Origin of the sequence: Gordonibacter sp. An230, from assembly GCF_002159915.1 — a bacterium.
GTDB lineage: Bacteria > Actinomycetota > Coriobacteriia > Coriobacteriales > Eggerthellaceae > Rubneribacter.
Genome location: NZ_NFJP01000001.1, coordinates 204501 through 219622, shown reverse-complemented (window position 1 = coordinate 219622; position 15122 = coordinate 204501). Strand labels below are relative to the sequence as shown.

Here is a 15122-nt window from a genome sequence, read left to right as displayed (position 1 = left end):
GAGTCACCGACCGCGTTTGGATCTAAGGTTTTCTGGCAACTTGCCGGCATTCGCAGCCCTAGGTTCCCTTCGTTACACGTCTTCACCCACACAGTATAGGCACGACCGTCCGGCGTCGCAAGCAACGCCGGACGGCTCACCGGAGGGAAAGGACAGACGCTCGCGCAGATGCCGCTCAGAAAACGTTACGCTTAGGCGAGTGGGTCGCTCAGGGCAACCTGCTGGCCGGCAATGCGTCCGTTCACCAAACAATCGAGCGTGCCGTTGCAGCCAAGACGGCACGCGCCATGCACACCGCCGGTCGCCTCACCTGCAGCGTACAGGCCCGAAATGGGCTGTAGATCGTTTCCGATGACTCTGCAATTATCATCGGTTTTCACACCGCCCATGCAATGGTGCACCTTCGGCTGCATCTTGGCCACGTAGTAAGGAGCATTCTTCATCGGAGCGCTGTCATCGTTGAACAGTTTGCCGAATTCCGTGTCAATGCCGGCTTCTACGCAGGCGTTGTAGCTATCGATCTGAGCTTTCAGCGCTTCAAGCGGTATGTCATACTCACTTGCAATGGCATCGAGCGTGTCGAACTCCACCACAGCGCCGTTACCGAGTCCTGCCTCCAGGCTTTCCCGCGCCCATTCGGGAGCGTTATCGATGCAGCCAATCTGCAATGCAGGATGCCCCAGCTCGAAAATTGCATCACTGAATCTTTTGCGATCGGTCAGCTCGTTCACAAAGCGCTTGCCCGTCGCCGGATCGATGACGGGCGCATAAGCGCATTCCGCCTCGATCCACGTAGCCGACGACCCAAACGAATTCTCAACCGGACTCGTGTACGGATAGCATTGGATCTGGTCGAGCTGCATGCCAAAAGCCCCTGCATCGAGTGCAACGCGCAAACCGTCGGCATTGGAGCCTTCCCGGTTCGTACAGCCCACCGTTTCGTCAAGACGAGGATCTTGAGCGCTGCGAAACGCCACGTCCAGGCCGAAGCCGCCCGTCGCGAGCACAACGCCGCGCGAGGTTTTCACCGTTTTGGTTTCCTTGGCGGTAGACAGGTCGTAATCCCTGCATCCGAGGGCTATCTGCACGCCCACGACACGGCCTGCGTCGTCTTTGAACAACCTCGCAAGTTGAGTGTCGGTCTCCACTTGGATGCCCTGCTCGGCAAGCTTCGCTGTCAAAGGCTCGGTGATGCCCGATCCGCTGTTCGCCTGAGGGGGAATGCAGCGCATGACCGTATGCCCGCCCTGGGCGATGAGGCGATCCGAGCCTGTCTCGGCGTCTTGAGCCCACTCGACCCCTATCTCATTGACGGTCCATTCGAATGTCTCGTTCGATTTTTCTGCGATGAGCCGCACTTTGCTTTCATAGTTGAGATTCAGCCCCGCCGTCAACGAGTCGCTGACGAAAGCCTCAACGCTGTCCTCGATGCCAGCCGCCTTCTGGGCGGCCGAACCAACGACAGCGATCTGGCCATCGGCGAACGCTGAGTTGCCACCGCCAGACGCACGTTTGTCGATAATGCGCACGCCTGAACCCGCCTTTGCAGCTTCGTATGCAGCGGCAAGACCGGCATAGCCCGAGCCGACCACCAGCACCTCCACTTCCTCGTCCCACATTTCAGGCAGACCGCTCGACGCGGCCGTTGCCGCTTGGACGGTTTCCGCAGACTTAGGCGCACATCCAGCAAGCATGGTCGAGCCTGCAAAAGCGGCTCCCGCAAGACCTGCGGCTTTGAGAAAATCCCTTCGCGCGATTGTTGCCATAGCACTTGTCCTCCCTGAGTTGAAAATGTTTCCGATAACTAGAACCTTATCGATGCACACCACGCGCCGCACCCTCCAAAAGGCTCGAATCGCATCCCCCAAAAGGGTTGAAGAGGCATTCCCCGCTCTTTTTCCACCCGCTGCCATGCCCGAACCGCCACCTCCCCTGCGGAGGCCCTTGACAACCTGAAAAACGCGAAGAGACTACGCGTACAAGCCTCACGAAAGCGAGGACGAGTTTTTCGCGACCTTAGGACTTCAAAAAATCGATCCGCCAGCTCCCCTATGTCCTAGAAGACATGAGAAGCGGCTGGAGCCTCTCTCCCTGAAGCAAGGGTCCCCTTCGGGGCATCGCGGGTTAGGACGCAGTCACAGATGTGCCCGTACCGCATTCATGAGGGGGCTCAGCCATGTCGTATCGTACCAGCATCGGTTTTGGACGTGCACGCCCACCCGATCGACGCCGCGTTCGTACCGGAGACGGGGGAGATCGCGGAGCGCTCCTTCGGCTACGCCCCTGCGTCCGTCGCCGCATGGGCGGCGGAGCTGCCGCAGCTGGCGCGTGCCGTCTACGAGTCGGACCCGACCGGCTTCGACCTCAAGCGCTCGCCTTCGGCGCCGCCTCCCTCAAGGTACTCGCAGAGTGCCCGACGCCGTCCGAAGTCGCCCGCAAGCGCACCTCCACGATCGCCAAGCTGCTCTCCGAGGGGTCCCGCGGCAGGCTCGGCGAGGCCAAGGCCGCCCAGGTCAGGGCCGCCGCGAAGTCGTCGGTCGGCATCAGGCTCGGGGAGGACGCCGCCTCGTTCCGGCTCAAGACGATGGTCTCGCAGGCCGAGTTCCTGAACCGGACCATCGCCAAGGTTGAGCGCGAAGTCTCCTCGCTGCTGGCGAAGCTCGAGCCCAACATCACCACCGTCCCCGGAGCATCGACCACGACGGGCGCCCAGATCGTCGCCGAGATCGGGAACGTCAGGCGCTTCAAGGGCGCCGCGTCGATCGTCAAGTACGCGGGCCCCAGCTCCGGAGTGGACGAATCCGGCAGGTTCTCGGCCCAGGGAGTCCCGATCACCAAGCACGGCTCGCCCTATCTGCGAAGATCGCTCTGGCTGGCCGCGAACCGCGCCAGGCGGCACGACCCCAGGCTCAAAGCCTTCTACGACAAGAAGCGGCGCGAGGGCAAGCCCCACAGGGTCGCCGTCACGGCGGTTGCCAGGAAGCTGCGCCACGTCGTCTACGCGGTCATGCGCGACGGGGAGCCCTACGACCCGGCCAAGTAGGCGCAAACGGCATATCCTCGCTCCACGCCGCCGATGCGGCGCGCTCCATTGCGCCCAAAAGCATTCGATATTCGGCTATCAAGACGCGGATTCGGACAATTCTAGAAACTTCGACTTCCTACAGTTTTGCCCTTGACTTCATATAGCCGATCTCCTTCGCAATAGCCAGCAGAGACCGCCGCCTCAGCTGGGAAAGCGAACATGTTGTCGATTTCGGCTTCAGAAGAACCAGGAAATTCAACATATTCGATGGCAAGCAGAGCGACGGTGCCGCGAATCTGAGCGGCGCAGCCCTCCTCCGAAATGGGCGCGCCTCCAACTTCATCGAAGTCCCTTGTTTTCCAGCTACCGAGCGAATCCCAACCAGTAGCCCCGCTCCACAGGTTTTGAACAGGTGCGCGTTCGATATCGTTCGTCGCCACGAACATATCTTCCGCCTCGCGATCGCTGCGCACCGTCTGCGCAGTGCCATCTGCGCATGCGAGCAAGGAGATGTTTTACCTCGAATCCCTCCATTCAAACCCATTTTCAACGCATCATGCGAGTTCATCCGCTTTATCCGCTCAGCATAAACCATTTCTCTCATTTTTCACTTATAGTTTGCAATCAGTCTACATGCTCGCCCGGTCTTATGGCATGACGGCTTTGAAGCCGCAGTTCGGGCATCGCAACAAAGATCTTCGCGAACAGCGCGGATGGCCTCAAAAAGAATGCGCTCTCGTCATGAGCGCGGGCAAAACGAACCTTGGTAACATAGGGTTCGGGAAACGCAATCCGGCGCTCGGCAATATCGAGAAGATTGCAAGAGGATTCGGCATATCTCGGGTCAGCTCATGAGCGACCCTTAAACGGACCCACCCCGCTACATCGCAGCAGCATGCCCGCGCATCTACAACACGGGATAGATTTGCATCCCTCGAACCAGGCTTTCTGCCCCCCCCGAATGCACAGTTTTCGCCGCTCTGAAGCTTTTCGAAGCCCCCAAGGCTCCTTCGCGCGCCGGGCAGCGCAGTCCGATCGCGTTTTCCCAGGTCGCAAAGGTCGGGATCTCGTCGTATCATCCGGTTGGGCTTCAGAACGGCCAAAACTGTGCATTCGGGGGCAGGGCGAAGAAAGCGACGAGGATGTGAGATTCGGCCATACGCCGAGCACAACCGGCAAACGCAAACAGCGTCTGCACTGCGTTGCGACCGTGCCGCGACCATGTGAAACCGACACTTCCGGCCCGCGCGCCGCACGCGGTATACTGAAGAGACTACGTGCTCGCGTTTGCTTCGAGGAGACATCCATGACGAACCCGCCCGTTTGCCGCCCCTTAACCCGCCGCTCGTTCTGCACGCTGTCCGCCGTGGCGCTCGCCTCGTTCGCGCTGCCCGCTCGAGCGTTGGCCGACGAAGCGGCCACGGCTGCGGCAGACGCGCCCATCGTCATCGTGCACACGAACGACGTGCACTGCGCGGTCGACGAGAACCTGGGCTACGCGAAGCTGGCGAACTACGTCGAAACCGCACGCGCCGCCTACGGGACCGACCGCGTGACGCTCGTGGACGCCGGCGACGCCGTGCAGGGCAAGGCCATCGGCACGCTGACGGACGGCGAGTACCTCGTCGACATCATGAACGAGTGCGGCTACGACCTAGCCATTCCCGGCAACCACGAGTTCGACTACGGGATGACCCAGCTCAACACGCTCGTCGCCCGCTCGAAGGCGAAGTACCTCTCCTGCAACTTCACCGACCTTCGCACCGGCAACCTCATGTTCGATGCGTACGCGCTGCGCGAATACGGCACGGGCGCCGACAAGAGGACGGTGGCGTTTTTGGGCATCTGCACGCCCGAGTCGCTGACGAAGTCCTCCCCCGCCCACTTCCAAGAAGGCGGGGAGTTCCGCTACGGATTCTGCGAGGACGATTCCGGCGCAAAGCTCTACGAAGCCGTGCAGGACGCCGCCGCGCGGGCGCGACGCGACGGGGCCGACTACGTGGTTGCGCTCGCGCACCTCGGCCAGAAAGGCGTGACCCCGCGTTGGACCAGCGCTTCCGTGGTGGCGAACACGAGCGGTATCGACGTGATGATCGACGGGCACTCGCACGAAGAGTACGTGCAGACGCTGGCGAACAAGGACGGCGAGCCCGTGCTGGTCACGCAAACGGGCACCCAGCTCGTCAGCATCGGCCAGGTGGTCATCGACCCCGCCGCGAACGCGATCACCGCTTCCACGCCGAACTGCACCGGAACTCTCGTCAAAACCTGGGACGGGGTCGATGCCGGCACGGCCGCCTACATCGCCGGGCTGCAAGCGAATCTCGCGCAGATCACCGGGCGCGTCATCGGGACGTCGGACGTGCGCCTCGTCGCGTTCGAGGACGACGGCTACACTTGGGCCGTCCGCACGCACGAGACGAACCTCGGCGATTTCGTGGCCGACGCGTACCTGGCGCTGGCCTGGCACAGCGGAGTGACGGCTGATATCGCCTTCGCGAACGGCGGAGGCATCCGCGCGAACATCGAGCCGGGCGACGTGACGTACGGAGACCTCATCAACGTGCAGCCCTACAACAACCAGCTGGCCTACGTGGACACGTTGGGCCAGAACATCCTCGACGCGCTGGAAGCCGGCACCGCGAACCTGCCGGAACCGAGCGGAGGGCTGCAGCACGTATCGGGCCTCACGTACACCGTGCGCACGGACATCCCGTCGTCGGTGCAGATGCCGGGCGGCAGCTTCGGCGGCGTGGCGGGCGAGTACCGCGTGCGCGACGTCCGGGTGAACGGCGAGCCGCTCGACGTGAACCGGCGCTACAAGCTGGTGTCGCATACGTTCCTGCTCGTGGACGGCGGCGACGGTCTGAACATGTTCATGAACGACGAGGCCGTGCTGCTCGATTTGGACAACAAGGCGCTCATCGAGTACATCCAGTACGATCTGAAGGGGACGATCGGCGAAGAATACGCCAATCCCGCAGGTCAGTCTCGCATCGTGATCAAGAACGGCCCCGATCCGGAGCCGACGCCTTCACCGACGCCCGAGCCTGACCCCAACCCCGAACCCGGACCCGCCCTCGAGCCGACCGCAAAGCCCGATGCCGATCTCGGCGGCAAGCCGTTGGCGAACACCGGCGACCCGCTCAATGCCGCAGCCGTTGGAGTTACTGCGGTCATCGCAGCAGCAGGAGCCGTCGCTGCGGGCGCGCAATGTCGAGAAGCCGACGCCTAAAGACCTGAAGCCGAGCAAAAACAATCGACGTGAAGGTTTTCGAGATTCACTTCTCGACAAACGTCCACTCGCCACCTGCGCTTTTTTGCTTGTCTTCCACGAAATTGTCCAATTGGCCTTCCTCGATCGATTCCAAATCCTACACATGGGGGATTTTTGCTCAAAACTCGGCCATCCATACGTGATAGACTGCCTACAACCAAAGAGCCAGTGCGAGTGCCCTTCCAACGAAGCGGCCCATTGTGGAAAACGTGCCCGACTTTCCCCTCCCACACCCGCAAGATCCTCTTAACCCAGGGCTTAGAAGGAGGCGCAATGAGCGCACTGTCTAAGAAAACCCCGAAATGCTCCGATGATCGTTGCATGGATGGGCGGCGGTCCCGATGAGCGTTTCAACGATTTGCTTCGGCTATAAAACCGCCTATCAGATATTGCGATCCATCGGGCCTGAAGCTCGAACCGCGCCACACGAGGCCATGCGCGCATTGCCGCCCCACCCTCCCTCTTCGAAGGAAGTCAGACGAAGAATTGAGATGCTGGAGAAGATGTACCCCCAGATGCCCATCTCGCAACCAGCGCATGTCCTTGCCGCCGACGCCTCGTTGAGGCGCACCTCCTCTTCGTGCACGTCGCACGTTTGCTCTTTGCATCTTCGCGGAAAGCCGCTGATCAACTTGGGGAATCGTACATACGTCAGCACGGCGACTCTCACATTCGCGCTTACCGCCGCTCGCGAACCGGACAAGGTTTCTCTGCTCGAATTGGGCTACGAGCTGTGCGGCTCGTACCAAACCAGGCGCACAGGAGTGTCGACAGCGTACCAGACAGATCCCCTGACCTGCACGAAGTCTTTGCGCACCTTCGTTTCGCACAACCCGTCACTGCGCGGCTCGGGGAAAATCGAGGCAATCTTGCCGTATCTAGCCGACGGCTCCGCATCTCCGCGAGAGACGAAGCAAGCGCTCGTTTTGGGCCTGCCTCTGATGTACGGCGGGTACGGCCTGGGCATCCCTCGCATGAATTACGAAGTCGAAGCGTCTGCAGCGGCCCGGGCGCTCACCGGAAAGAGAAGCTTCAGGTGCGACCTCTGCTGGCCCGAGGCGAAGCTTGACATCGAGTATCAAAGTCGGGAAAACCACAGCGGAGAAATGAAGCGCATTTCTGATTCCAGAAGAACGAACGCCCTCGTGGCTATGGGCTGGACCGTCATCGGCATCACGAACGACGAGCTGGACAGCTTGTCTTCGACAGACGCCATTGCCAAAGCTATTGGCAAAAAGCTCGGGAAGAGATCGCAGGTGCGCGTCCGTAACTACCACGCTAAAAAGCTGAAGCTCAGACGCCAGCTCGGGCTTCCCGTAGGATATGACTAAACCGAGCGCCCAACGCCACCACCGCGCAGTATCGGAGCACGGCAAGGAGCCGACGACGTCGGCACGCCGTTAGAATCGCGCGATCACGACCGATTTCGCACAAAAACCCTCAACGTGTAGGTTGTCGGCGAGAAAAATTCAGCATGACGCTCGCTGGCAAGAGAAGATAAGCAACTGAACTGGTATTTTGCAAAGACCCACTTGAAGAGAGTGACTGTGAATCCGAGCCAAACCTACATATCGAAACATTTTGTGCAAACCGACGGCGATTAGCCGTCGATGCCGCGATCACGACCTTCGGCCCCCTCGAGCAACGAGGGAGCCGAAGGGCAATGCGAAGGCCCAAACCCCAACTGGGCCCCGATCATAAGGAACCGCAACCCGGCCGTCGCCCTCAGCGACCCCCGGTCGTCACGACCCGAAGCACCGCGCTCACGATACCGCGGCTAGCGCATCCTCCTTCGCAGTGAGCCAACCCGACGGCGTTTCGGCATCGGCGTGGCATTGCGAGCAGTAGTTGACCGACGCGCGGTGGGCCTTGTGGCACGACCCGCACGAGATGTCGCCGTGATAGGCCAGGTGCGGGTTGCGCACCATGTCGGCCGTGGCGTTCGCCAGGTCGTCGCGCGTGAGGTTGTGGCACGAGTCGTTCAGGCAGAACGCGTCGGGCTCCAACCCGCGCGCCGCGGTGAGGTCCTCGAGCGTGGCCTCCTGCAACGGCACGCCGTAGCCGCCCGCGGCCCAGGCCGCGCCCTCGGTCATCTGCTCGCCCAGCGTGGGCACATGGCAGTCGAGGCAGGTCTGCCCGTCGGCTTTGTGCGTCACCGCAAGCATGCTGGACGTGTCGGTCACCTCGTTGCCGTACTTATCGACACCCGCCTCGCCCAACAATTGATCGTACGTCTCCACGTACGGGTCCATCGGCGTGTGGCAGATGGCCGCGCAAAAGCTCGGCTGCTCGTGCCACACCCAGAATCCCATGCCCGCCACCACGAACACGAGCGCGACCGTACCGGCGACGATGGGCCACTTCTTCGGCTTCATGGCAACCACCTACGCCCGCTCGACTTGGCACAGGCCCGACTTGAACGGCGGATAGCCCGTCACATGGTCGAACTCGCGCTCGGTCAGCTTGTTCACGTTCGCCTTCTCCCAGCCGTGGAAGATGTCCACCACGCCCGGCAGCACGAGGTTCGTCACCTCGAGCTTCACCTCGATCTCGCCGAGATGGTTGAACACGCGCACCTGCTCGCCGTCCTCCAATCCGCGCTCGGCCGCCGTCTTCGGATGCAGGCGCACGATAGGCTCGGGCATGAACTGGTTGAGCCAGGGGCAATCGCGCAGCTTCGAGTGCGAGTACATGGGCACGCGCGAGCCCGTGTTCAGGATGAGCGGGTAGTCCTTCGCCAAATCCGGCGTGCTGATGGGGCTGCTCACCGGCTCGTTGTACAGCGGAAGACCCTCGAGGCCGCACTCCTTCATGATCTCGGACACAAGCTCGATCTTGCCGCTGGGCGTGTTGAAGCCAGGTTGCCCGTCCTTGCGGATCTTGCCCGTCTCGTACTTCTTCGGCTCGTAGGGAGCGCCGCCCGGCACCGCATAGCCGTCGGGATTATCGCGCAGATCCTGCATGGTCACCTCGAGCCCCGACGTGCGCAGCACCTCGGCCAACGCCTCCTCGACGCTGCCGCCGAAGCACTCCTCCTCATAGCCCAGGCGGCTGCCCAGCTCCATGGCCACCTGCCAGTCCTCGCGCGCCTCGCCGCGCGGTTCGATGACCGGTTCGCGCAGGTATATCTTGCGCCCGAACACCGCGAAGGGGGCCATGCGCTCATAGCACATCGCAGCGGGCAAAATGATGTCCACGTAATCGTGCGTCCAAGGGCGGATGTAGTAGTCGACCGCGCAGGCGAAGTCGAGCTTTCCGATGGCCTCCTGGTAAAGGTGGCTCTGCGGCCACATCATGGCGTTGCCTCCGAACATCACCATGGCCTTGATCTTGCCTTCGTCCACGTACTCGGGGAAGCGGTTGGTTTGCATCTGCTTCACGTACTTCGTCCATACAGGGAAATCCTGCAAGTCGTATCGCTTGTCGGCCAGTTCTGCGTCGTAGATGTCCTCGCGGTTGAAACCGGTCGTGCTCGCGAACAGGTCGAATGGCAGACCGGGTTCGATCTGCAAGCCTCCGGCTACGTCCACGTTGCCCGCCAGCGCCACGAGCGACGCGATAGCGCGCATGTTGTTGCCAGCGTTGGTGTGGTGCACCTGCGGGCTGGCGCTGGTGATGAACGAGCCGGGCGTCTCCTCGCCCCACAGCTTGGCCGCCGCCTCGATCTTCTCGGCCGGCACCCAGGTTATCTCGGCCACCTTCTCGGGCGTGAACTCCTGCACATACTCCTTGAACTCGTCGAAGCCGTGCGTCCAATTGGCGCAGAACTCCTCATCGAAATAACCGTCGCGCAGCATGACGTGGGCGATGCCCAGCGCCAGCGCTCCGTCCGTGCCGGGACGCAACTGCAAATGGATATCGGCCAAACCCGTCACCGTCGGCGTGACGCGCGGATCCACCACGATGAACTTGCAGCCTTTCTCCTTCGCGTCCATCAGCTTGCCGAAGCGGTTCGGCAGCGACCACGCCGGATTGAGCGACCAGATGAGACACGACTTCGACGCGTCGGAGGGGTTCGCGCCGAGCGTCTGGAACCCGTAGACGAGGCCCGTTCCGATGAGCGTGGCGTAGGCACAGGTGGAGCTTTCATTGCCGTACGTGGGAGTGCCGAACAGGTTGGCCAAGCGGTTCACCGCACCGCGCGGTTCCTTCGGGTCGCCGCAGTAGAAGAACACGCCTTCGGGACCCATCTCGTCCTTCACCTTGTTGAGCGCGTCGACGATGGCGTCGTACGCCTCGTCCCAGGTGATCTGCTCCCAGCCTGCGTCGCCCTGGCCTTTCGGCTTCGTGCGCTTCATGGGATGCAGCAGACGATGCGGATCATACAGCTCCTGCAGGCTGGACAGGCCCTTTGCGCACAACGGACTGTTCGGGTAGTTCTCGCGCGACACCACGCGCACGATCTTGTCACCCTTCACCGTGGCAGTGATGCCGCATTTTGGTGTGTGGTTGCACATGTCGCAATACGTGCGCTTCGTCATCTCGGGCGCGTTCTCGTCAGCGAACGCGTCGTCGGGATAGACGAATTCGTAACCGCCTTCGATGGCGGTGATGCCCACGGCCATGGCCGCCGCGCCCTTGAGGAAGGTGCGGCGCGACAGGCTCGTCCCGCCCGCCGTGCATGCGCCGGCCACTCCGGCCTCGCTCATGTGTTCGTTCGCAAGCTTACTCATGGCCCTCGCCGCCCTTCGTCTCGACTTCTGCCTTGCCCTCGCGCTGGTTTTTCACGCCCACGGCGATGCCCGCACCCGCAGCACCCGCCACGGCTACAGCACCGATGGCCACCGGCAGAGGAATGCCCGGGTCGGCCGGCTTCGAGTCAACGCCCTTGTTCGCGACCGCCTTCACCTCGGCGCGCGGCAGCAGTTCTTTGGGCATGCCGTCCACCGGCTTGTAGTAAAAGTGCGTGTTGCGAATCTGGATCGGGTCATGCTCCGCGATAAACGCGCTGACGGAGCTCTCAGGATCGTCCAAGTCGCCGAAATAGCGCGCGTTGCCGGGGCAGTTCTGCACGCAGGCAGGCTGCAGTCCCGCATCGATGCGGCCGGCGCAGAAGATGCACTTCTCCACCACGTGCGTGCGCTGGATGCCTTCGGCCTCGTAGGGCGCTTGCTCGTCGGCGTCAAAGAAGTTGGCTTCCACGTCGTTCTCGATGCGCGCGCCGTACGGGCACGCATGCACGCACGACCCGCAGTTGATGCACTCGTTGTAGTCCACCATCACGATTCCGTCGTCACGAACGTACGACGCGCTGGTGGGGCACACGTTCACGCACGGCGCATCCGCGCACTGCATGCAGGCATGCGGCAAGTAGCAACGACGGTTGTCGGGGTCCTCGCCCCACTCCCGTGCCTCAACTTTTCCCCAAGCCACACCGGGTTTCGTGTTGTTGTGCATCTGGCACGCCACGACGCACGCGTAACACCCCGCACAGCGTCGCAGATCGATCGCCATCCCCATGTTCGCCATCGGTTCCTCCTCCTTTTGCTGGATTTTCAACCTGGCTCAACTCTACGGAATCGGTTGGGATTCCGGTAGAAGCGCCGGCACAAGTTGCCGCTCGCGTGCGCAAGCAAGGGATGTTGCGTAGGAAAGAATCGGCTGGCGCAGTGCGCCATGGGATACAATAGGCGCGTCCGCGGCACACGACGACAGGAGGGGCTCGTGACCACGACGCACGACTACGACGCCATTCTCATCCCCACGCTTCCGTTCAAGAAGCTGCGCTTCGCCGACTACATCGACCAGGCGCGCAAGAGGAAGCTGTTCAAAGGCGAGTACATCGACCACCCCTGCACCGACAAGGACGACCGCTACTTTTACTACATCGAGAAGGGGCAGCTGAAATGCTGCTTCGAGAACGAGGACGGCGCGCAGATCGTCCTGTACTACCGCAACGAAGGCAATGCGTTCCAAGCAGAGTACCACCGGTTCGCCTCGATCGGGAAGAACCGCATGAAGTTTATCGCCACGAAGGACACCATCGTGTTCGCGTTCACCATGCAGCAGCTGTTCGACATCGTGCGCGACGATTTCGAGCTGTTCGACGAGCTCATGTACGTGGTGCACATGAGCTTCGCGCAGATCGGCCATCGCATAGGAAACACGGGCATCCACTCGTCCAGCAAGCGCATCCTCACCTGGCTGACGAAGCTCTGCGAAGTGCGCGAGCCCGATGCCGGCGGCGTGTACCGCATCGAATGCAACCTCACGCTGCAAGCGCTGTCGGACATCCTGCTGGTGCACATCACCACATGCAGCAAGCTCATGAGCGCGCTCGAAACGCAAGGCGTGGTGGAGCGCACGAAAACGCATCTTCTGGTGAAGGACTACGAACGGCTTTTGGCGTACCGCAACGAAGAAAACCCCATGCTGTATTAGGAAACGGAGCAGGTTGCATAACGGCTGGGGCCGCCGTCGCAAAACGAGGGCCGCCGTGGATGAAACGGCGATCCTCGTTCTTTCAGCATTTCGCCGAAAGAGCCTTATCGGCTATCCGGCAGTCTGCTGGCCGCCGGAACCTTTACCCGGAGTTCTTGCCCGCAATCGTTACGCCATCAGCTTCGTGACCGCGTTCGCGTACGCCACCGGGTCCTCAAGCGGCATGCCCTCGACGAGCAGCGCCTGGTTGTAGAGAATCTCCGCGTACAGCTTCACTTTGTCGGCGTCACCGGCCTCCTGCGCGGCGCGTAGAGCCTCGAACACGGGATGTTTCACATTCAACTCGAGCACGCGCTGGGACTTCACGCCCTGGCCATCAGGCGCCTGCGCCAGAATGCGCTCCATCTCAAGCGATACCGGGCCCGCCGCGGTGATGCACGCCGGCGCATCGGTGAGCCTCGACGACACGGCCACCTTCTCCACCGCATCGCCGAGCGCGTCCTTCATGGCCGCGAACAGGGCCTCGTTCTCCTTGGCGGCCTCTTCGGCCTCCTTCTTCTCCTCCTCGGAGGCCAAATCCAAATCGCCCGATGCCACGTTCTTGAGCTCCTTGGGACCGGTGCCTTCCACGGGCTTGTCCTCGGCGTCCAACTCGGGTTCGGGGCCGTAAGTCATCATGGCCTGGAAGCAGAACTCGTCCACGTCGCGGGTGCACAGAAGCACGTCGAAGCCCTTCTCCAGCACCGTCTTCACGATGGGCATCTTGGCCAAGCGGTCGACGCTCTCGCCAGCGGCATAGTAGATGGCCTTCTGATCGGCCGGCGCGGCCTCAAGGTACTCGTCGAGCGTGACCAGCTTCTGCTGCTTCGCGGAATAGAACAGCAAGAGTTCGGCCAGCTCGTCTTTCAGCATGCCGTAGCTAGTGTAGATGCCGTACTCCAACCCGCGGCCGAAGTTCTCGAAGAAGCGCTCGTACTCCTCGCGGTCGTTGTCGCGCATCTTCTTCAGCTCGGAGGTGATCTTCTTCTCCACCTTCTTGGCGATGGCGCGCAGCTGGCTGTTGTGCTGCAGCGTCTCGCGGCTGATGTTGAGCGTGAGGTCTTGGCTGTCCACGACGCCGCGCACGAAGTTGTAGTGGTCGGGCAAAAGCTCCTCGCACTTCTCCATGATGAGCACGTTGGAGCTGTACAGCGCAAGCCCCTTCTTGAAGTCCTTGCTGTACAGGTCGTACGGCGCGCGACCGGGGATGAACAGCAGCGCGTCGTAGCTGAGGGCGCCCTCAGCATGGAAGCTGAACGTGCGCGCGGGGTCGGAGAAGTCGTGGAAGTCGGTCTTGTAGAACTCGTTGTACTCCTCGTCGGTGACCTCCGACTTGCCGCGCTTCCAGATGGGGATCATCGAGTTGATGGTGTCCAGCTCGGTGTAGCTTTCGTACTCGGGCACGTAGTCGTCGCCGGCGTCTTCCGGCTTGGGCTTCTCGCGGGTCTTGGACACCTCCATCTGCACCGGATAGCGCACGTAGTTGCTGTAGCGTTTGATGAGGCTTTTCAAGCCGTATTCGCTGAGGAAGGTGTCGAAGCTCTCGCCGGTGCCATCGCTGGCCGCGGCGTTGTCTTTGAGCGTGAGGACAACATCGGTGCCGTGGCCTTCGCGCTCGGCCTGTTCGATGGTGTAGCCCTCCACGCCGTCGCTCTCCCAAGCCCACGCCTCGTCGGAACCGAAAGCTCGCGACACGACGCGCACGCTCTTCGCCACCATGAACGCGCTGTAGAATCCCACGCCGAACTGGCCGATGATGTCCACGTCGTCGCCTTGGGCCTCGGCGTTGTCCGTCTTGAACGCCATGGAATCGGAATGCGCGATGGTGCCGAGGTTCTTGTCCAGCTCGTCTTTGGTCATGCCGATGCCGTTGTCGCTGACCGTGACGGTGCGCGCGTCCTTGTCGAAGCTCACGCGGATGGCAAGCTCGTCCTTGCCCAGCTGGACGCTTTTGTCGGTGAGGCTGCGGAAGTACAGCTTGTCCACCGCGTCCGAAGCGTTCGAGATAAGCTCGCGCAAGAATATCTCGCGATTGGTGTAGATGGAGTTGATCATGAGGTCGAGCAGCTTCTTGCTCTCGGTCTTGAACTTGCGCATGGGATGCGTCGCTTCCTTTCCTCTGTTCCGACCTGCTACGTTGGCAGTCGCATCATTCGAGTGCTAACTTGGGATTGTAGTACGGTGACAGAGGTTGTCAAGAAGGGCCGAGGGTTCCTCGCGAAACATCCGGCACGACGCGTTCGCAGGAGCGGAAGGCTAAACAGGAAGGACAGAGTTGAGCGAGAAAGCATGCGGCAAAGGGCCGAGGGACAACGCGAGATGCGGTCCGAAGGCAGACGCAGCGAGGCGCGGTCAAAGACTCCGATGCAACGGAGAGCGCATCCGAAAGGCGGGCACGGC

General features: G+C 61.7%; 11 protein-coding genes. 5 read left to right on the top strand and 6 right to left on the bottom strand.

Going from position 1 to position 15122, the window contains the following annotated elements:
- Nucleotides 1–191 precede the first annotated feature (191 nt).
- Nucleotides 192–1766, bottom strand: coding sequence for a flavocytochrome c (locus B5F40_RS00790; protein WP_162610842.1), 1575 nt, complete (start codon nucleotides 1764–1766; stop codon nucleotides 192–194).
- A 533-nt stretch (nucleotides 1767–2299) separates the two neighbouring features.
- Between B5F40_RS00790 and B5F40_RS00785 the strand changes: the two genes are divergently transcribed.
- Nucleotides 2300–3043 (top strand): transposase, encoded by a 744-nt coding sequence (locus B5F40_RS00785; protein ID WP_087192470.1) that lies wholly within the window; start codon nucleotides 2300–2302, stop codon nucleotides 3041–3043.
- Between the two features lie 101 nt (nucleotides 3044–3144).
- On the opposite strand, the gene B5F40_RS15765 is transcribed toward B5F40_RS00785, so the two are convergent.
- Nucleotides 3145–3471, bottom strand: a complete 327-nt coding sequence (locus B5F40_RS15765) for a hypothetical protein (protein WP_140396366.1) — start codon at nucleotides 3469–3471, stop codon at nucleotides 3145–3147.
- A gap of 64 nt (nucleotides 3472–3535) precedes the next feature.
- Between B5F40_RS15765 and B5F40_RS15760 the strand changes: the two genes are divergently transcribed.
- From B5F40_RS15760 to B5F40_RS00775, 3 genes are all read left to right on the top strand, one after another.
- Nucleotides 3536–3880 carry a helix-turn-helix domain-containing protein gene (locus tag B5F40_RS15760; protein WP_140396365.1) on the top strand — a complete coding sequence of 115 codons (345 nt, stop codon included), beginning with the start codon at nucleotides 3536–3538 and terminating at the stop codon, nucleotides 3878–3880.
- A gap of 451 nt (nucleotides 3881–4331) precedes the next feature.
- Nucleotides 4332–6260, top strand: a complete 1929-nt coding sequence (locus B5F40_RS00780; protein ID WP_087192469.1) for a bifunctional metallophosphatase/5'-nucleotidase — start codon at nucleotides 4332–4334, stop codon at nucleotides 6258–6260.
- Nucleotides 6261–6793: 533 nt separating this feature from the next.
- Nucleotides 6794–7633: an endonuclease domain-containing protein gene (locus B5F40_RS00775; RefSeq protein WP_239442824.1), complete on the top strand. Its 840-nt coding sequence runs from the start codon at nucleotides 6794–6796 to the stop codon at nucleotides 7631–7633.
- 432 nt (nucleotides 7634–8065) lie between these two features.
- Here B5F40_RS00775 and B5F40_RS00770 read toward each other — a convergent pair whose 3' ends face one another.
- From B5F40_RS00770 to B5F40_RS00760, 3 genes are read right to left on the bottom strand one after another with little or no spacing between them, the layout of a single operon-like run.
- Nucleotides 8066–8677, bottom strand: a complete 612-nt coding sequence (locus tag B5F40_RS00770) for a cytochrome c3 family protein (protein WP_087192554.1) — start codon at nucleotides 8675–8677, stop codon at nucleotides 8066–8068.
- Nucleotides 8678–8686: 9 nt separating this feature from the next.
- Nucleotides 8687–10975: a molybdopterin-containing oxidoreductase family protein gene (locus tag B5F40_RS00765; protein WP_239442823.1), complete on the bottom strand. Its 2289-nt coding sequence runs from the start codon at nucleotides 10973–10975 to the stop codon at nucleotides 8687–8689.
- The gene (locus B5F40_RS00760; RefSeq protein ID WP_087192467.1) at nucleotides 10968–11771 is read right to left on the bottom strand and encodes a 4Fe-4S dicluster domain-containing protein; all 804 of its coding nucleotides are present in this window, start codon (nucleotides 11769–11771) and stop codon (nucleotides 10968–10970) included. The genes B5F40_RS00765 and B5F40_RS00760 overlap by 8 nt, the downstream gene beginning before the upstream one ends.
- 195 nt (nucleotides 11772–11966) lie before the next feature.
- On the opposite strand from B5F40_RS00760, the gene B5F40_RS00755 reads away from it, so the two are divergent.
- Nucleotides 11967–12683 (top strand): Crp/Fnr family transcriptional regulator, encoded by a 717-nt coding sequence (locus B5F40_RS00755; protein WP_087192466.1) that lies wholly within the window; start codon nucleotides 11967–11969, stop codon nucleotides 12681–12683.
- A 168-nt stretch (nucleotides 12684–12851) separates the two neighbouring features.
- Here the strand turns inward: B5F40_RS00755 and htpG are convergent, their stop codons facing one another.
- Nucleotides 12852–14819, bottom strand: a complete 1968-nt coding sequence (gene htpG / locus B5F40_RS00750) for a molecular chaperone HtpG (protein WP_087192465.1) — start codon at nucleotides 14817–14819, stop codon at nucleotides 12852–12854.
- Nucleotides 14820–15122 lie beyond the last annotated feature (303 nt).